At 72.0% G+C, this 18,729-nt stretch carries 15 protein-coding genes; all 15 read right to left on the bottom strand.

The window, feature by feature from the left end:
* Positions 1-6 precede the first annotated feature (6 nt).
* From ABD912_RS14020 to ABD912_RS13950, 15 genes are read right to left on the bottom strand one after another with little or no spacing between them, the layout of a single operon-like run.
* Positions 7-2,244 (bottom strand): hypothetical protein, encoded by a 2,238-nt coding sequence (locus ABD912_RS14020; RefSeq protein ID WP_345151638.1) that lies wholly within the window; start codon positions 2,242-2,244, stop codon positions 7-9.
* A 1-nt stretch (position 2,245) separates the two neighbouring features.
* Entirely contained in the window at positions 2,246-4,624 is a 2,379-nt protein-coding gene (locus tag ABD912_RS14015; protein ID WP_345151635.1) for a baseplate J/gp47 family protein, read from the bottom strand.
* A gap of 1 nt (position 4,625) precedes the next feature.
* Positions 4,626-7,187, bottom strand: a complete 2,562-nt coding sequence (locus tag ABD912_RS14010; protein ID WP_345151633.1) for a baseplate J/gp47 family protein — start codon at positions 7,185-7,187, stop codon at positions 4,626-4,628.
* On the bottom strand, positions 7,187-7,564 hold the full coding sequence (locus ABD912_RS14005) for a GPW/gp25 family protein (protein WP_345151631.1): 378 nt from the start codon (positions 7,562-7,564) through the stop codon (positions 7,187-7,189). The genes ABD912_RS14010 and ABD912_RS14005 overlap by 1 nt, the downstream gene beginning before the upstream one ends.
* A 2-nt stretch (positions 7,565-7,566) precedes the next feature.
* Positions 7,567-7,863 carry a hypothetical protein gene (locus ABD912_RS14000; RefSeq protein WP_345151630.1) on the bottom strand — a complete coding sequence of 99 codons (297 nt, stop codon included), beginning with the start codon at positions 7,861-7,863 and terminating at the stop codon, positions 7,567-7,569.
* Between the two features lie 12 nt (positions 7,864-7,875).
* Entirely contained in the window at positions 7,876-8,406 is a 531-nt protein-coding gene (locus ABD912_RS13995) for a phage baseplate assembly protein V (RefSeq protein WP_345151629.1), read from the bottom strand.
* On the bottom strand, positions 8,403-9,569 hold the full coding sequence (locus ABD912_RS13990) for a hypothetical protein (protein ID WP_345151628.1): 1,167 nt from the start codon (positions 9,567-9,569) through the stop codon (positions 8,403-8,405). Before ABD912_RS13990 ends, ABD912_RS13995 begins: the two co-directional genes overlap by 4 nt.
* The gene (locus ABD912_RS13985) at positions 9,569-9,853 is read right to left on the bottom strand and encodes a hypothetical protein (RefSeq protein WP_345151625.1); all 285 of its coding nucleotides are present in this window, start codon (positions 9,851-9,853) and stop codon (positions 9,569-9,571) included. The genes ABD912_RS13990 and ABD912_RS13985 overlap by 1 nt, the downstream gene beginning before the upstream one ends.
* Before the next feature lie 25 nt (positions 9,854-9,878).
* The gene (locus ABD912_RS13980) at positions 9,879-10,577 is read right to left on the bottom strand and encodes a hypothetical protein (RefSeq protein ID WP_345151622.1); all 699 of its coding nucleotides are present in this window, start codon (positions 10,575-10,577) and stop codon (positions 9,879-9,881) included.
* The gene (locus ABD912_RS13975) at positions 10,570-12,483 is read right to left on the bottom strand and encodes an ATP-binding protein (protein WP_345151620.1); all 1,914 of its coding nucleotides are present in this window, start codon (positions 12,481-12,483) and stop codon (positions 10,570-10,572) included. Before ABD912_RS13975 ends, ABD912_RS13980 begins: the two co-directional genes overlap by 8 nt.
* A gap of 1 nt (position 12,484) precedes the next feature.
* Complete coding sequence (locus tag ABD912_RS13970) at positions 12,485-13,846, bottom strand: DUF4255 domain-containing protein (protein WP_345151619.1); 1,362 nt, start codon at positions 13,844-13,846, stop codon at positions 12,485-12,487.
* A gap of 4 nt (positions 13,847-13,850) precedes the next feature.
* Positions 13,851-14,861 carry a hypothetical protein gene (locus ABD912_RS13965; RefSeq protein ID WP_345151616.1) on the bottom strand — a complete coding sequence of 337 codons (1,011 nt, stop codon included), beginning with the start codon at positions 14,859-14,861 and terminating at the stop codon, positions 13,851-13,853.
* Complete coding sequence (locus ABD912_RS13960) at positions 14,858-15,622, bottom strand: hypothetical protein (protein ID WP_345151615.1); 765 nt, start codon at positions 15,620-15,622, stop codon at positions 14,858-14,860. Before ABD912_RS13960 ends, ABD912_RS13965 begins: the two co-directional genes overlap by 4 nt.
* 10 nt (positions 15,623-15,632) lie before the next feature.
* Complete coding sequence (locus ABD912_RS13955; protein ID WP_345151613.1) at positions 15,633-16,133, bottom strand: phage tail protein; 501 nt, start codon at positions 16,131-16,133, stop codon at positions 15,633-15,635.
* Positions 16,134-16,153: 20 nt separating this feature from the next.
* Positions 16,154-18,595, bottom strand: a complete 2,442-nt coding sequence (locus ABD912_RS13950) for a phage tail sheath family protein (protein WP_345151611.1) — start codon at positions 18,593-18,595, stop codon at positions 16,154-16,156.
* Positions 18,596-18,729: the final 134 nt, after the last annotated feature.

Below are 18,729 nucleotides of genomic sequence, written 5' to 3'. Positions count from 1 at the left end.
CTTCCTTCACGTCTGGACGATCAGCTGGACGACGGCTTGGACGGGTGCGAACTCGGCGACCTTGGCGGACAGGTCGGCTAGCTTGATCGATACGAACGCCCGGTTGAAGACGCCCATCTCGGTGCCGCCCTCCGCGCCCTCCCGCACCTGCTCGGGGCACGTCGGGGTCAGGACGCCCAGGCCGGCGTCCCCGAAGCGGACCGACTCGAAGCTCCCCAGCGGCAGCCCGCCGGGGAGCACGACGCACTCGTACGGAGAGGGCGTACGGCCGCCGCTGCGCACCATCGAGAAGCGCAGGCAGCTGTTCTGGGCGTCCTGCACCTCGAGAACGCCATCGATGATGGAGTCATTGATGTCGGCACGGCCGAGACGGCAGTCGCCGAGCACCGTGGACCGGTCGATCCGCACCTTCGCGCCGGCGAGCGAGAGCACGGGATCGGCGCCGAGCGGCAGCAGGATGGAGTCGGTCACCGCGACCTGGGCCGCGGTGCACGCGACGGACGAGCCCGTGCTGCCCGCCGCCTCGTGGATCGAACCGAGGACGCACCGGTCAATGACGAGGTCCTCGACCCGGCCGGCGAGGACCAGGCGCAGGTGCGGGATGGCCTTGGGCGTCTGGCCGGCCAGGGCCGCCTGCGTGCCGCCGGGGTCGAGCGTCAGGTCGCTCAGCTGGATCCGGTCGAAGGAGCCGGTGAGCCGGAGTTCGCACAGCGGCCCGCCCTGGGCCGTCCCGCGCAGCAGCGAGCCGAGCCAGAGGCCGTTCAGCGCCAGGGAGGCTCCGGCGCCCTGGGCCCGGACCTCGATCGATGTCCCGTTCGGGGCGGGGCGCAGCAGCACGAAGGGCCGTTCACGGTCGGCTGCCCAGAGCCGCGCGGTCCCGGTCACGTCCATCTTGGAGCCCGCCGTCGTCGGCGTGTAGGTCCGGCTGTCCCCGAAGACCCGGTCCCCGGTAACGGCGGACAGCACCGGCGAGGTGGTGGCGATGGGCGCGGGCCCGGCGTCCGGGATCCGGTTGCTGCGGTCGTGGGTTCCGGCTCCGACGGGGAAGAGGATGCCGTAGTGGGCCCGGCGCACCTCCAGGACCGGGCCCGCGGCGTCGGTGAGTTCGACGAGGCCGAGCGCCGGGTCGACGAGGACCTCGACGCCTGCGGCGACGGTGGTGCCGTCGGCCCAGACCTCGAGGCCCGCACCGGCCACGGCGTGCGGTCGCAGCGGCGTGCCGCCGTCGAGCGCGAGGCTGATCGACGGGCCGGCGGCGTCGGCGAGCAGCCGCGCCTTGGGGGTGTCGGCGACCAGTGCCGCGGCGAGAAGGGCCGGCAGGTTCCCGGAACCCGCGGCGGCCGCCGCCGCGCGCAGCGCCTCGGCGGATTCGAAGGTCCGGCCGGCCAGGCCGCCCCAGCCCGGTCCTCCGCTCGCCTGGGATATGGGCAGCCGGTAGAGCACCGCGTTGAGGCGGCGGCAGGTGATCGGCATGCGGACGTCCCACTCGGCCGGCTTCTCGCAGTCGCGCCGGGTGACGTCTCCGGACTGGAACAGCGGGACGTGGCCGCGGCCCGACGGGTCGATCGCGTAGTGGGTCGCATCAAGCCGGAAGGGTGTGACGTCCGCGAGCAGGAAGGCGTACTTGCGGTAGAGGGCCAGGTTGACCTTGGGGATGTTGTAGCGGCCGCGCGTCCCCCGCCCGGGCCGGAACTCCGGCCGGTAGGCGAGGTCCTCGAACGGCCCGCCGGCGACGTCGCCGATCCGGGCCCGCCGCAGGTCCGGGAAACCGCCCTGCGGCGTGTGGGTGACCGGACCGGCCGGGAACGTCCTGTCCAGGGCGTGCGGGTAGCGGAGCAGGTGGACGAACGCCTCTTGGACCACGGCGTCCCAGTCGGCCACCTCCTTCGCGAGGGTCTCGAGCAGCCGCGGAGTGCCGGCGCGGCGGCGGTTGGCGAGGGTGTGCCCCACGTCCTTCCGGCGGCCCGCCGAGTTCAGGCGGTGCAGGAGGCGCGTCCCGAGCAGTTGCCCGAGGTAGGCCACGGCCCAGTCGTCGGCCTCGTCGATGCGGCTGTCGGCCAGGACCCGGTCGATGCTGCGCCGTTCCACCGCCGCCTGCTCGGCGAGGATTTCGACAAGCGCCCGCAGCTGGCCGGGGTGCCCTGCCAGGCCATCCTCGTGCCGGTAGATCTCGGGGATCAGGGCCCAGATCTTCTCGGCGTAGTGCCGCTCGTAGTCGTCGTGGGCCTCACGCGCCTGGACCATTTCACACCACCGTCCCGTGGGTCAGGAAGTCGAAGTACGCCCCGGCTCCGGGCACCATGGCGGCCGGCATCGGACCGGACACCAGGCTGATGCCGACGACCCCGGCGACGCCGCCGACCGCGTGCGCCGCCGCCACGACCTGGCTGTGGAAGACGGGCCGGCCGATCTGCAGCCGGGCGGGAGCGAGGAACCCGTGGTCGGGGTCGAGGAGCGCGCGGGCCACCTGCGCCAGCACTGCCTCTGCGACGTAGCCGTCTGCGACGGCGATCGCCACGTCGAAGCGGGGTACGTCGACCGCCGTTGCCGGCCTGGCGGTCACCGGGACACCGGGCGCGGACCGCTGCCGCAGGTACTCGGCCAGCTCGGGCGACGGGTCCCCGGAGTCGGCGATGATCGCGACGTCGATCGTGACGCCCAGCCGCTCGGGGTCCCAGCGCTCGGCGACGGAGGCGTTGACGACGCCGCTGAACGCACGAGCCAGCGCCAGGTAGTCCGCGGCGGAGACCGCCCGCCCGAGGCTGAGCATGGCCGCCGGCGCGGTCTCCCGGATGGCGTCGGCCGGCTCTGCGTCGGCCCCGCCGTACGGCGCCAGCGGGGACCATACCCGGGTCAGGTCACGGACCGCGGCGGCCGCCTGCTTGATGGCGCCGGGCGGTGGCTTCGCGGCCCCCGCCCCAAAGCGGTAGCTCACGACCACGTTCGCGACGCCGCTCGGCAGCCGGCTGCCCGTCGCTCCATCGCCGAACTGGACCGTCGCGGTCCCGTCGGCGCCCATCCGCACCACGAAGACGCGGTCGTCGGGACCGGTCCCGTACAACGTCTCGACCCACGTCCAGTACCGGCCGTCGACCGCGACGTCGAGCTGCGGGCGTCGGCCGAGGCCGGACGAGGCGTCACTCACCCAGGTCAACGGCTTCTTCTTCAGCGTGAACGCCTGGACGGCCTGGGCGGCGTCGCCCGAGCCCAGCACCTCGCGGGCCACGGTTTCGCCGCGGACGGCCGTCACGACGTTGCCGAGCAGGCGAACCGGGGTGGCCAGCCGTGCCGCGAAGGCGGGGCTGTCCTCCGACGGGACGAATCGGCCCGCGCCGTCGGCCTCCGCGGTGACGGTGCCCCGGAGCAGGGCCCCGCGGCTCGATTGTCCCACCGCGAGGGCGGCGCCGCCGGGCGGCGCCTCCCCCAAGGCGGCCACGGGGGGTACCAGGTCGGGCTGGACCTTGATGTCGGCGAGGTCGCGCTGGGGCTCGGCCGGCCGGACCAGCCGCCCGAGGGGCCGGGGCAGCGCGTGGAGGACCAGGTCGCGTCCGCTGAGGGTCCCGCTGTAGTTGAAGACCACCAGCGACGTCGGGAACGACTGCTTCACCGCGGCGCTGCCCGAACCGACCGTGATCTCGTGGTCGAACCGTGCCGCGCTGGTGATCTTCACCGGCCTGAGCGTCCCGGCCTGCTCGATCGCGGCGACGCTGCCGCCGGTGAGCTGGGGGTAGAACGCGTCGAGGACGACCCATCCCTGTCCGGCAGCGCTGACGCCGGAGACAGTCGCGACGGAGGGGAGGGTGCTGCCGACCGGCGTGCCGGTGACGGCGTTCCCGCTCTTGACCATGCCGGAGAGGGGGGCCCGCAGGCCCAGCACCGAGGGACGCAGCTTCGACAGCTCCAGGCCCACCTTGAGCGGGGAGAGGTCGGCGCCGGGGGCGAACGTGACCCGCAGGTACCGGCCGCCGTCCGGGTGGTTCTCGGCCTCCACGGCCGCGACCTCACCGGCGAACACCGGCTCGTCGCCGGCGGTGACGGCCACGACCGAGCCGCGGTTCGGGCCCTCGCCCGGGCGGAACCGCATCGTGCCGTCGTAGCGGTCCAGCCGGTAGGGCGCGAGGTTCCATGCGCTCCGCTGAGGCCAAAGGACGGCGGGGTCGAGCACCTCGAAGACCTGCGGCGGTTCGCCGCCGAAGGCCTCGCTGCGGAAGCCGGTTCGCCCGGCAAGGGGCACCGGGTCGGCCCCCCGGACCTCCAGGGCGAGCTGGACGGCGGCCGCGAGCGCGGGCCGTGGTTCGTAGCCGAGCAGGGACACGATCTCGGCGATGGTGTCGGCCTCGTGGGCGGTGGGCAGGTAGGCCCGTTCGGCCAGGCGGGCGTCGTAGAACGACGTAACGTCGAGGACATAGGCCCACAACTCGAGCAGCATCACGCCGAGGTCGCCGTCACGGTCAGCGGTCCAGCCGGCGAGCTCCTTGTGCTTTCCGATGGCGGCCAGCATGGCCGCGCGCCACTGGGGGAAGATCGCGGCCTGCCGGGTGGCGAGCGTGCGCTGGCCGGGCTGGATCACCGTGCGCGGGGGGTGGGCGTCCGGCGGGCAGCAGGTCGGCGGGTCGTATTTCACCTCACATCACCCCCGTGGCCCGGATCCGCAACAGGCCGAGCGTGGAGCGGTCGGGGTCGGCCTGCAGGCGAATGATCTCATCGGGGTCGGTGAGGATCGCGGCCTCCTCGAAGGGCCGCCAGTCGCCGACGCCGTGCACCCGCACGTTGATGGCGTCGACGTGGGCCACACCGGGCACGCCCTGGACGGCCGCCTCGATCGCGGAACGGCGCAGCGGATCACCGAAGCTGAAGTTCGCCGGGCCGAAGAACCCCGGAGGCGCCAGCGCGTCACGGACGCGCTCGAGGACGTCGCCCGCGTAGAAGCCGGCGGCGACGCACACGATGACCTCCACGTCGATGTCGCGGTAGGCCGGGTCGACGGGTCGTGCGTCCCTGGCGGCCAGCCTGATGCAGTCGATTTCCGTGGCCAGTTCGGCCCGCTGCTCTTCGGTGACCGCCACCGAGTTGACGGGGTCGACCGCCACGAAGTCGGTCGGCCAGCTGCCCGTCCAGCGCGTGGTGGAGTGGGCGCGGTGGACCCACGGGAGGAGTTCGATGATGGAGCTGTAGTCCTCGGGCCGGACCGCGCGCCGCGGCCGGGCGCGGTAGTGGTGCGGAGCGTTGAGTCTGACCGATCCGGCCGTCTCCTCGGCGCGCGCGTTGGCGAACGGCAGCGGGTTGGTGACCGCGGAGACGAAGCCGGCCAGCTGCGGATCGGGATCGGGGCCCAACGGCCACGACAGTGCGACGGCGAAGCTGGCGACGTTCCCTTCGAGCCCCGGGTCGGTGTAGTAGCGCAGTCGCAGGAGCGTCCCGTCGGCCGGTGCGCGGCCGAGGTCCCCGAACCCGAACTTCACGGTCCAGCCGGCATTCGTCGCGTAGTCGCGGAAGGGGAAGTCCGCGGCCGGCAGCCGGTGGGTCTCCACGGTGCGCCACATGCCGGGCTCGACCGTGAACCCGAGGGAGTCGAGCTTGAGCTCGAGCAGGCCGGGGACCCACGGCCATTCCAAGCCGTCCTCGAAGAGGGCGAGCACCTCGTCGGGGCCTGCCGGCAACGGGTCGGGGAAGCTGACCGGCGTCGCCACCTCGTGGATGGTGATGCGCGGCTCCCCGTCGGCGTCGAAGCGCAGCGACGTCGCCTCGGTCGCGGCCAGTCCCGCGCGCGCGACGACCGTCCGCTCGGTACCCTCGGGGCCGGCGTACGGACCCTGGCGCTCGACGAGGCGCGGGACCTGCAGCACCTTCTCCTTGACCGGCGGCGGCAGCAGGCCGAGGACGGCAGCGACGTCGCCGTCGTCGCCCGCGCGCGCGTATGCCGTCACGGGTTCGCCCGCGGTGACCGCTGCGAGGTTGACGGAAACCGTCAGGCCGTCGAGGGGCAGGTCGAACGGCGTCGCCCAGGCCGCTGCCCAGCCCAGGCGAAGCACGGGCGTCGGAGTCAGGTCCGTGAGGATGAGGGGGTCGGTGAGCTCGTCCACCGACGTGATCGTCACCGGCCAGGCGCGGCGAGGACGAGACGCGTCCGCCGGGTCCGAGAGCACCATCGCGCGGCGCCCGATCAGGAAGTCCCTCAGGGAGAGGCCGTTCCGAGCGCCGGCCGCGGGCGACCCCGCGGCAAGCAGGATCTCCGTCTGCCCGGCCGGGAGGCAGTCCTGCTCCGGGTCCGGGCTGTGCACCGGCAGGCTGTTCCAGAACGGATGCACCCACACGGGCGCGTCGACACTGAAGGGGACGACGGCGAGCGAGCGGCCGGCCGCATGCACCACCGCGTCCGCGGGCACGGTGCCGGCCGCGGACGCCGTGACCACGACCTCGCCACCGGCCGGGTGGCCGACCTCGGGCGGGTATTCCACCAGCCGTGCGTGGGCGAACAGGCTCACCCGCTGGGTGGCGCTGCCGAACCGGGTTTCCGCGTCGCTGCGGTCCTGGGCGTAGGCGAACTCGTCTCCGAGGGCCGCCATGATCTCCAGCATCATCACGCCGAGGTCCGCCGCGATCGGCTCGCGCCAGTCCGGGTGGCGCTGGGCGGCGAAGTCGAGCAGGGCGCGGCGTAGGCTGCCGAAGTCGCGCGCGAGGTAGTCCACGGGGAAGTCGACCCCGGGGTCGTGCGGGCAGCCGCGCTCGTGCTCGCAGTCGAACCCTGTCTCGCACGCCTGCTTGAAGTCGAAGGCGACGCTGGAGGAGAACGGGTCGAGCTGGTTGGGCCGGGTGGCCGGCGGCACGTGGGTCAGTGCCAGACGGTAGGGCTCGAAGCCGCCGGGCTCCTCCACCATGACCTCCAGGCAGACCCGGGTGAGGCTGTCGAGCGTGACGCGGCGCCAGTTCTTGCTCGTCACCGTGACAGGGCCGGAGCCGGCGCGGAGCGGAGTGATCGACACCCTGACGTTGGCGGCGCCGTTCGTGGCGTTGGCGAGGTCCGCCGGCGTGGCCAGCACCGGCGTCACGTCGTCGGGCTCGATGAGGAAGAAGACGCGCAGCCTGGTCTGCACCGCGGGGTTCACGACCTGCACGAAGTCGATGCCGGTGAGGACGCGCGGCGCCTGCCCGCACAGCACCCCCAGCCTGCTCTCGCGGCCCGCCATCAGAGCACCACGTCCTCGTCGAGCAGGCGCCGCTCGCCGCGCGCGATGACCAGGTACTCGACGCTGACGCGCAGGGTCTCGGCCTCGGCACGCACCGCCACCTGCTCCACCCGGATGAGCGTACCGAGCCAGGTGGCCAGCGCCTCGTACACCAGGGTGCGAGTGAGGGCGGCGGACGTGTCGTTCAGGGGGGCGAACACCTGGCGCCGCAGCCCCGCCCCGAAGTCCGGGCGGCAGACCCGCTCCCCCCGCGCCGTGAGCAGGACCTGCCGGATGAGCTGCCGCACGTACGCGTCGTAGTCCGGTTCCTCGGCCACCGTGCCGCCGGTGAGCGCGATCCCGAAGGGGAAGCGCAGGTGTCGGACCGGAGCCACCATCGTCAGCTCCCGCTCACCCGTGTGTCGCCCATGGACACGGACATCGGTGCGGACGAGGGCGTCGGGCTGACCGCCGTACCCGTCGAGCTCTGGAGCACGACCGGGACCTGATTCACGAACACGTGGCTGCCGGCCATGGTCCACATGCCGGTGACCATCGGGCCGCCGAACTGGACGACGTCGGGCTGGAGGCCGAGGTATCCGCTCTGGCTCTTCACCCGCGTGTTGGTGGTGATGAACGCCGTGGCGGGCCCTCCGGCCATAACGCCGGTCGGGAGGGTGACGGTCTGGGTGGCCATGGGTCGTCCTCCTCACATCACCGTGAGTGCGCCGCTCATGGCGTCGAAGCCGCTGGCGGAGAGCTTAACGGCGGCGCCGTTGGCACTCAGGCTGACCTCGGACGCCTCGAGCGTGATGCCGTTGGAGTCGAGCGTGATCTTGGCTCCCCCGGAGGCCTCGATCTCGACGGTGCCCTGGTCGTTGTCCACCCGGATGGTGAAGCCCGGGGTCTTCAGTAACATCACGCCCTCCTTGGCGTCGCCGGACGGGATCTCTCCGTCCTTCCAGAAGCAGCCGGCCCAGATCGGCTGGTTGATCTCTCCCCCCTCGAACTCGACCCACACCGCGGAGCCCGCTGCCGGCAGGGCGAAGAACCCGATCTCCTTGCCGGCGTACGGCACGGACGGCATCGCCCAGACCTCCTGCTCCCCCAAGACGGCCGGGCACTTCACCTTCAGCCGGGCCCGGTTGGTCGAGTCGGCGGTGTCGGTCACCTCGCCGCGGTACTTGCCGAAGAACCGCTGGCTCAGCGCCTGGACGACGCGGTCGATGTCCTCGCTCACAACAGGCCTCCTGCCGTCGCCGTGCGCAGGCCGTTGGCGCGGAGCTTGAAGTCGACGAAGGCGTCCGCGGGGTTGATGATGTGGGTCGCCTTCATCACCTGGTACGGGCCGGACAGCCGGTCGCCCGCATACTGGACGTCGACCACCTGGTGCGGCTGCGGCGGGAAACCGAGGATCTCAAGGGTTGCCGAGCAGTCGACCTGGACGAACCACGCCGCCTCCGTGAGCAGCGCCTCCTGGGCCAGGTAGTGCTCGTCCGGGTCGGTCACCGGAGGGGCCAGGGCGGTCCGCTTGACCCCGTCGATCGCCACGATGCTGCTGCGCTCCTCCCCCAGCGGCGGGTCCGCCGGATTGGTGGTCTGTTCGGCGGTCTCGCCGTTGTCGGCGGCCTGGGCGAAGCCGCGCGCCGCCCCGGGGCGCTCGAAGTCCACGTGCGTGTCGAAGCGGGTGACCGAAGCGCACTCGCCGGGCGGCGGCTGCACGCGCAGCACGGTGTTCCCGGGCGCCTGGAGGACCGGCGGCAGCGGCGGCAGCAATGGGCCGGGCGCCGACGTACGCGTGGGCGAACTGCGCACGTTGACCGTCGTGGTGACCGAGAAAGAGCCGGGCGGACCGGACGTGTCATAGCTCAGCCAGAGCTCCAGGTTGTTCTTGCGGGCGATGTCCTCCAGGAAGGCGAGGTCGGTGCCACGCTGGTTGAGGGCGTTCTGGCCGTCCGAGTACTCCTTGCGGGTCTCCTCGCAGGCGGTGCCGTAGCCGTACGCCGAGATGATGCGCTCGGCGGCCGCGGAGGCCTTTCCCGTGTAGGTTGCCTGCACGCCGACCCGGTCCATCTCCACGCGGCGGTCCTGCCCGCGGACCTCGACCCACGAACCGGTCCCGCCGATCATCGACGCCGTGCGCTGCCGGGTGATGGGCCCGTGGACCAGGCACTGGTACGCGTCGCCCGACTTGACGAAGATGCCCAGGACCTTGCCGGCCTGGAGCTCCTTGCGGCCGGCCACGACCGGGTTCCCCTCGCACAGATCGTCCTCGAAACGGACAGCGTAAATCGTCGGCTTGCTCAGCTCCTGCTCGACACGTACCTCCACGATCCAGCGCATGACCTCCTCGTCCAGCGGGGCGAACTCGTCGCCGGTGGTGAGGATCGCTCCGAAGCCCATCAACCCTCCCGAACCGGGATCCGGACACGCGGCAGATCGGCAATGGCCTCCACTGTCAGCGCGTCGTTGATCGCGGCGATCCGCCAGAAGCCGGTCGGGTCGTCAAGGTAGTGCGCCGCGATCCGGTCGAGCCGGTGCCCGTCCCTGCGGCGGTGCTCGCCCAGCAGCCGCTGCGGTGGGATGCGCGCCGGGGTCACCCAGCCGACAGCGCGGCCCCGGGCGTCAACGGCCTCAAGAGCGTGCGCGTACTTCAGGTAGCGACTCTTTTCGTCAAAGACCGACACGGTCTCTCCTTTCGTCGGTGGGTGGCTAGATGGGCAGGATCGAGACGATCGCGGCGGCCCCGCCCGCGGCGGCGGCCAGGGCGAGCGCGTCCTCCTGGAGCTTGGTGAACCGGTACGCCGCCACGGCCACGCTGATGGCCGTGCCCTGCTTGCACTTGAAGACATCGGGGGTGAGCACCTGCAGGGCGAGTGTCACCTTGGCCATGTGCGGGTGAAGGGACGGCAGGAACTCGGTCACCTCGATCGACAGCGACGTGATTCGGACCGGGACGATCGTCCCCGGCCCGAGCACGAACAGCGTGATGGGCACCGCCGGCCGGTCCGCCTGCCGGGCGGCGCCGCCGCCCAGGGCCCTGGCCGAGGCGACCAGGTCGCCGACGACGCCCTCCGTGGGCTCAATCAGCTTGCGCAGGGCGGCGATCCTCGAGGCGACACCGGTCGTGACGGCCAGCGGGTTGCCGGCGGCCAGGTCGTCGGTCGCGTCCAAGTCAAGCTCGAAGCCGTAGGTCTCGTGAGGGTCGAAGGGCTGGACGAGCGGGGACTGCGCGGCCTGGTTCTGCGGATCCGTGGCGAAGGGATTCCACGGCTCGAAGCCACGCGTCACCTTGGCCGGGTTGTACTGGAAGGTGATGACCAGAGGCACGATGGTGCCGAGGTCCTCGGCGAGCTGGACCAGCGCGCCGTGCATGAGCGCGGGTGAACGGGGGTACCCGGTGTCAACCACGGGCCACCGCCCGCGGGCCCGGCACGGCCGTGTCCGGGACGGCGCTGATCAGCCGGCCCTCCTTCTGCAGCTCCAGCCGGGCCGCCCACTCGACGTCGTCGCTGGTGATGCCGAGCTTGGGGTCCGTGCGGTACGCCGCGGTCAGGGCGGCGCCCTTGATCTGGGCCGGGGTGAGCTCGTGCGCGGCCGAGACCTTCGGCACCAGCTCTTCACGCACGGCGTCCGGTACCCCGAGGATCGCAAGCGTCCGGTCCCACAAGCGCTCCCGCTCCGCCTGGCCCGGATTGCGGAACTCGACAATGAACCGGAGCCGGCGGGTGAACGCGGGATCCATGCTGGTCCGGCGGTTGCTCGACAGCATCACCACGCCGTCGTGGTCCTCCATCAGCTGGAGCAGGTGCCCGATGTCGGCGTTGCTGTGCCGGTCGTTGGCCGTCTCCACCTTCACCCGCGTGGTGAAGAAGGTGTCGGCCTCCTCGAACATCAGCGCACACTGGGCGTCGCGCGCAACCTCGAAGGCCAATGACAGGTTCTTGGCGGTCTCGCCGATGAACTTGCTCGTGATCGCCGCGGAGTCCACGATCAACAGGTCCAGCCCGAGGGCGTTGGCGATCACCTTCGCCGACATCGACTTGCCCAGGCCCGGCGGGCCCGAGAACAGCGCGCTCAGCTGGGCGGTGTCGCCGAACAGCCGACGCCGGTCGCCGTCGGCCAGCAGCACCGCGCGGCGCCGGGCCTCGTCGACGAACGCCCGGAGGGTCTCCTCGGTCTGCTCCGCGAGGACGAGGTCGTCCCAGGAGTACGTCGCCCGCTCGACGCGCCCGATCTGCGCGGTGCGGGCGCCGTTGCGCTGCCGCAGGAAGCCGCGCAGCTGCTCCGGTGTCGAGATGAGCTGGGCGGCGGCGTCGGCGAGGTCGCCGACGCGCGGCTGGCCCACCACCACGCCGATCTGGCCGGCGACGTCGGGGAGGTAGCGGCGGTAGAGCGCCCCGAGGGTGTCCTCGCCCAGCAGCGGCATCGGGATGTCGATGTCGACGATTCCGTCGACCGGGGCGAGCGCCTCCCCGGGCTCCAGCGTCACCGCCTGGAGCCCGGCCACCGGGAGCGCGGCCGGCCACGAGGCGGGCGCTCCGCGCCACACGAGGACGAGGTCGCCCAGCAGCGCCAGCCGTTGCAGACGCAGGAACGTGCTGTACCCGGCGTCCTGGGCGAGCGACTCCGGGTCGACGCAGATCGCCTGGCGGCCGAGTGCCCGGGCGATGGCCCCCGCCAGACTGGCGCGGCCGGTCCCGCGCCGTCCGACGAGCGCGATTCGCACTGGTTTCCTGGCCGCGAGGATGCCGTGGATCCGCCGGGCGTGGTCGGCCACCCGCCATTCCTCCAGCGGTTCCACCTCGGGCGCCCGCCGGAGGGGGATCGAGGCGGCGGACAGGGTTCCGAAGTACCAGTCGACGACGGCGGGGTCGGCGCGGAACAACGGCGGCTCGTCGGCCACGAACTGCACGACGTCGACGAGCCCCCACGCGAGCAGCGGCGAGCCTCCCCGGACGACGGGCATCGGTCCGTGACCGAGCAGCAGCCGCAGCGCGATCTCCCCCGGCAGGTGCCGGGAGGGCATGCCCTGCGCCCGGCCGACCTCGGGACCAAGCGACGGCTCGACGGCAACGGCGACCGCGCAGTCCAGGGCGTCGAGCTCGGCCGCCGTGAGGCCGAAAAGGTCGCCGAGCCGGCGGCGGTAGGCGCCCTCCGGTCCGGCGAGCCGCTCATCGACCGCGGTCAGCGCCGCCGTCAGCTCGTCGCTCCGGCCGGCGTCCTCGTGCTCGGCGAGCAACAGCCGGAGCCGCTCCACGACGAGTTCCGCGGCGGACGCCTGCCGGGACGTGGTCCTGCGCTTGGCCGGGGTCATCTCAGGCCACCTCCAGCCAGAACGGTTGGGAATCGGCGCCATTGACGCTGACCCGGACCGGGTAGGTGCGACCGGCCAGCGTGGGGTCGAACAGCGGCACCGCAGCGTAGGTATGGCCGTTGACCACCCGGAACGAGCCGCGGTCGGCCGCCGTCCCCGCGAAGGCGGCCACCAGCCGGTAGACGTCTCCGCCGATCGACAGCTGCGGCACCGCGGCGGCCGCCCGGGCGTCGTACGCCGCGTCGACCGTCACGACGACGCGGTTGTTGGCGTCCACCACGACCGCCGCGACGTGCGGCGCCACCGCGAACGGCTGCCTGTTGCTCTCGACATCCACCGTGCGGGCCTGTCCGCTCTCGCTGCGTGACTCCACGGATCGGCGCACCGCGAGCGAATATGAGCCGGGCAGGACGTCCACCGCCACCACGCCGGTGGCGGTGGCTGCCTGGCCGGTGGGACGGACCGAGAAGCGCACCTCGGTGTCGGTCACCACGATGCCCCAGCCCGGGTTGTCCGCGGGGCGGAGCACCGCGGCATCAGCGGGCAGCCCCACCCCGGAGGTCGGTTCTCCCCGCAGGACCACGGCGGCGTCGCGGCCGTCGCCGAGCCCCTCGCCGCCCGCGGTGACCGTGGTATCCGCGTCGGCCGCGGACTTCAGGGCCGCCACCGCCGGGGACCGGCCCGGGGCCAGGGTCGCCCCTCCGAGCGTGGCGGGCAGGACGAACCGGACCACCGACGCGGTGGTGAGCAGCGTGGGTCGTCCGGCGGGGCGCACGGACAGCATCACCTGGCTGGTCACCCCCGGCGTCGTGCTCGGCGCCTCCGGCGGGAGCAGGAGGGTGCGCACCTCGTAGTACGCCGAGAGCCGGACGGTGCGGACCTGGTCGGTCGCCCAGAAGCTGATCGCTTCCTCGGGCGTCACCGGGCGGAGCACGACCTGGAGGCGCTGGTCGCCGATCTTCGGGAAGATCTGCACCGTGCCGACCGTCAGTGCGCTGTCGATGACCGGGTTGTCGTGCAGCGCCTTCATGGCCCAGCCCATCAGCGTCTGCTGGCCCGACACGTCCTCGACGGCGCCGATCATCGCGTGCGCGGTGAGGAGGTAGAACAGCTTGAGGGCGAGCGGTCGGGTCGCCACGGGAACGGCGCCGCCGGGGCCGCCGCGCACCAGGTCGTTGCCGCCATCCATGTCCTGCGCCACGTGGTAGAGGTAGAGGTTGAGCCGGGTGTCCCCCACCTCCTCCGCCTTCTCGGGAGGCAGGGTGGAGACTTTGACGGTGGTGCCACCCAGCAGCCGTCGCACGATCTCCTCGACCAGTCGCGCGATCGCTGCGGTGACCTCGTTGAGGTTCGGCGAGGGCACGTCGTCACCTCAACCGCAGGCCGTAGAGCGTGGTGGCGCGCTCCGGCCGGTCGAGCGGCCCGATCACGGAGACCGCCTCGGCCCTGGTCGGGCGCGACGCGGATGCGCCGCTGTCCGCGGTGCCGCTCTCCCGTTCGCGGGTGGCTCCCGGGCGCGCGGCCTCCCTCGACATCGCCTCGCGCACGAGGCGGCGAACCTGCTCTGCGAGCCCTACGGGCTCGGCGGCACGCGGCACCGCCGGTGTCGGCAGCGCCTCGCGGGCGGCGGCGGGGACGCGGTGGAGCAGAGGCGCCGGTCCGTCGGGCTCGGCGGCACGAGGTGCCGCCGGTGTCGGCAGCGCCTCGCGGGCGGCGGCGGGGACGCGGTGGAGCAGAGGCGCCGGTCCGTCGGGCTCGGCGCGCGGGCCCGCCAGCGCGGGCGGCGGGGCCACCGCGGCGACCGGCTCGGTGGGCCCGGGTTCGGGACGTGGAGCCAGCGGGGCCGCCGGGTCGATACTCCGGGGCAGCGGCTGGACCTGCGGCGGCGGAGGCTGCGCCTCTTGGAGCCGCCGGGTCCCTTCTTCCGCCACCGGCTGCCGCTCCGCCCGCGCCGCGACAGCCGCGTCCGGGGGCATGGGGCCGGGCTCCCGCGACGGTGCCGGCCTCGCGGGTGAGCCCGCGGGTAGGCCGATGTCGCCGTCGATGCGAGGACGAAGGGCAACCCGCTCCTCGATGTCCGGCACCGGGATCCCCGCAGGCGCCGGCCGGGGTACCGGGGCGCGGACCGGGGTCTGGTCGCGGCTGGCGACGGCGTCCCGGCGCGGCGGATCGGGAAGGGTGAGGGCCTCGAGCGCTGGACCCTGCCCGGCGTCGGCTTCACCCGGCAGACTCAGCAGGAACGACGCGGCGTACGTGGCGGAAGCGAGCCGCTGGTCGACGGCGAGTAAGGGGGACGACGACCGCTGCGCGGGCCTGGCCTCGACCGCGGTGGCCGCCCCGGCGGCGGCGTCGTACAGGCGTTGCAGGTAGGCGCTCATCCGGCACTCCGCGGCCCGGTCGCGCTGCGTTCGCCCAGGATCAGGCCGGCGTACGCCCGGCGGTCGGGGCGGGTGAGCGACATGATCGTGGCGTGCCCCCAGCCGTAGCGGGAGGCGATCAGGTGGGTCTCGCGAATGAGCAGCGGGCGCTCCGCAGCCAGGCTCTCCAAGGTGTAGCTGACCATGTCGAACCGGAGGACCTGCGGTTCCTCGCACCGCGGGCACCTCGTCTCCATGTCCAGGATCAGCAACGGGGCCGCCTCATCCAGGACCGTCTCGACGCGGTCACGCCGCAGCGTGCCGCCGCACAGCGTGTCGGCGAGGGCACACGGATCGGCGTGCTCGGCGACGTCGCCGATCGTCGGCGGCCGGACCCAGGCGCCGTCGTCGACCGCGAGCCGCCCGCCGCCGTCGAGCGACAGGCCCGTCGCCGCGGCCGCGGCGTCCTGCGCCTGCAGCACCGCCGCCAGTTCGAACCCGAAGGCGTACTCCTCACCACAGGCCCGGCACGCGGCCTGGGAGTCGACCCGCCCCCCGAGTTCCCGCTCGAAGATCGCCGCGAACACCCGGTCCCGCCACGCGCACAGCAGCCCGGCGACGTCCACCTCGGCCCCCGAAGCCTCCGCGAGCAGTCGGCCCAGCAGCCGCGGCGCCCCCTCCGGGTCGCCGGGGTCCACGAGGAGCTCGGCGTGACCGTCGAGCTCCTTGAGCAGGAGCCGCCGTTCGCCCAGCGTCGGCAGTGAGAGTAACAGGCGTTGCATGCGGCCTCCGTCAGGTCTCGGCGAGTTCGACCACGGCGAGATCGCGTGCGAATCCCTCCGTCTGCAGGACGACGCTCTCGAAGGCGATCGCGTTGGCGTTCGCGTCCAGCTCAGGCACGGCCGTGAACTCACTGACCCAGCACCGGAAGGCGTTCCAGGCACGGACCTTGACCCCCTGCAGGTTGTAGAGCTCGATCGTGATGTCACGGCGGAAGTTCTTCAGCGACACCAGCCCCGGGCCCTCCGGCGAGTAGGCGAGGTTCGCCCACTCCTCGAACGCCGGGTCGTAGCTGATCCCGCGCTCGATCGTGATCGGTTCGAACGTGGTGAGCCCGGGGGACTTCCGTTTCGTGGAGAGGTCGCCGCCGTCGCGGTGCTCGACGACTTCGATCGTCTGTTTGAGACCACTCACCTTGCTTGCGCCCGCCACCACGTCGCTCCCGAAGACCACCAGGAAGCGGAAGTTGGCGTAGGGATCGATCCGGGTCGAGTTGACCGAGAACATGGCCATCGTCTGTCTCCTCCTGGTGCTCAGGCCTCGACCTGGCCGGCGAGCTGGGTCACGATCAGGTGCACGAACTCGGCCGGCTTGTTGGGGGCGAACCCCACGAGCACGTTGACGATACCGAGGTTGATGTCGTCGGGCGTCGTCGTGGTGCTGTCGCAGAGCACGTAGTAGGCCTTGCTCTTGGTGGTGCTGGCGAAGGCACCTTGCAGCATCAGGCCGTTCATGAACGAGCCGGCGGCCAGGCGGATGCTGGCCCACAAGGGTTCGGCGTTGCTGCGGAAGACCGCGAAGCGCAGGCCTTGGTAGAGGCTGTTCTCGATGAAGAGCATGGTCCGGCGGACGTTGATGTACTTGTCGTCGACGTTGCCCGTGTCGTTCGCGCCGACCATGGTGCGGGCACCCCAGGACGTGATGCCCGACGGGAAGACCCGGATCGCGTTCAGCGCCTTCGGGTTGATGCGGCCGTTCTCGGCGTCACTCATCGGCACCTCGACACGGAGGACGCCTGTCAGCGTCGCCTCGAGCCCGGCCGGTGCCTTCCAGGTGCCGAAGCGGGTGTCGGTACGCGCGTACAGGCCTGCCATCGTGCCGGAGGGGTCGACGGTCACGCCCGCGGAAGTGAGAGGACTCGGGACCACAACGCGGGGCCAGAAGATAACCGCGTTGCGAGTGTCCACGCCCGTCTTGATGGCGCTCGCGCCCTTGTCGGCGAGCTCGATGGTCGTCCAGGTCGAAGGGGGGTCCACGAACAGGATCGCCCGCTGCGCGGCACAGAAAGCGCTCGCGGCGCCCCAGATCGCCTTGCGGTCGGCGTCGGACTGGCCGACCGCACGCGGGAGGACCATCAGGTTGAAGATTTCGATGTTGCTCTCGATCGCGGAGAACGCCGCCTGGTAGTCGGCCGGCAACGGCTTCGTGCCGTCCAGCCCGGCGAGGTTGCCAGACTGCAGACCTCCGACAGCGGCCGTTCCGAGGGTGTACGCCGCGAGGTTGTCCGACGTCCCACGGTCCAGATAGCCGTCGGCCGCGCCGAGATCGGTGGGTTCGGTTTTCACCTCCACGTCGAGCGACGCGACAGCCGCGAGGTCGGTCGCGGGTCGCAGCACCAGGCGCACGCCTTGGCGCTGGGCCGTCCACCGGCCGGGCGTCGTGCGGTTCACCGCCGCCTCGATGCCCGCGCTGATCGCGTCCAGCCCGGCCCGGAGGAACTCCAGCGAGCCGAGCGCGGTCGTCGGCAACGGCGCCACGAGCGTGGCATGGGCGATCGGGTCCCCTCCGGTGCCGTCGATCTTGATACCTCCTGTATACGGCGAGGACGACGAGCCGGGATCGACCAGCGAGACCAGGCGGTTGACCTTATTCCGAGGCAATACCGCGAGCGCAAAGAGCCGGTCCAGCCAAGCCGAGGTCGGCCGGTTGGCCGTCGAGCCCAACCGGGAGATGACGCCGGAGGGTGCCGGCCGCAGACGCGAGTATGCGTCGAACTCGACGCCCCCGTTCGGACTGCCCAGCATCAGCATCCCGGCGAGGTCGTTCGTGGCCGCCGAGGTGATCACGACCGCCCCTTCCGTGGACCGGACTTCCAGGACCTGCCCCAGGTCCGCGGCGGCGGCGGGCTTCGTAGTGACGACTGTCAGCGTGCCCGCGGGCAGCGACCCCTGCTCCAGGTAGGCGTTCAAGATCGCCGTCTCGATGTGCTTGTGCGGGTTGGTGTCGTCGAGGCCGTCCAGATCGACAACCGCCGTCACCGGAGGTCGCCCGTTGACGCTGATCCGGAAGCTGTTGTGCGTGGGGTCGATTACCGAGCGGACGTCGGCCAGCGCGTGCGCGTCCGCAGTCCGGAGGAAGATCCCACCGATGGACGCCCCGCCGGTCTTGGTGGCCCCGGGTGCGGCCGCCAGGTTCTCGACCCGGATGAGCGCGCTCTTCGCGTTGACGACCATCTCGACGTACCTTGCGTCCGCGGGGTTCATGGACAGGTCCGTGTGCGTCTCAAGGTCGGACCGGCCGAACCTGCCGTCGGAGTTGACCACGCTGCGGTAGGCCGTCAGGTTGAAGGTGAGCTCGGGCGTCGCCGTGGCGTAGTCCACCTCGACCCGGATGCGGTCGCCGGCGATGCCTGCGTCGCGGGCCTGGACCTTCAACACCTTCACGTTTGAGGTGAGGTCCTCGTTGTGCAGCCGGATCTCGGACTGCCGCGCGCCCTGCGCTATCCGCATGACATAGCAGTCGCCGCCGCCGTTGACGAAGAACTGCTTGACCTGGTCGGCCATCTCGCCGGCCGAGGTCTCCCCGAAGGTGCGGACATAGCTGGCGAGGCTCTGGATCCTCGTGGGCGCTTCGAAGGGACCAATGTCGGCCATGCCGACGAATACGGCGATTGACGTGGCGGCGGCAGGCACTGCCTGGGCTCCCGAGGGCCGCTCAGTGACGTAGACGCCGGGATACGTGAATGGCGAAGGCACGATAGCGGCTCCTCAGGCGGTAACGCGTTGTGCCGCTCCGTCCTGAAGCAGCGACTTCCATAGGTACGCCGCCACGCATTACCCGCTCATTACAAACGGCCAACCAGATCCCGCCTGCAAATGACCGCCATCCT

The sequence above is a fragment of the Arthrobacter ginkgonis genome, assembly GCF_039540195.1.
Lineage (GTDB): Bacteria > Actinomycetota > Actinomycetes > Actinomycetales > Micrococcaceae > Zafaria > Zafaria ginkgonis.
Note: the sequence above shows the minus strand (reverse complement) of the source record. Positions and strands in the feature narration are given on the sequence as shown.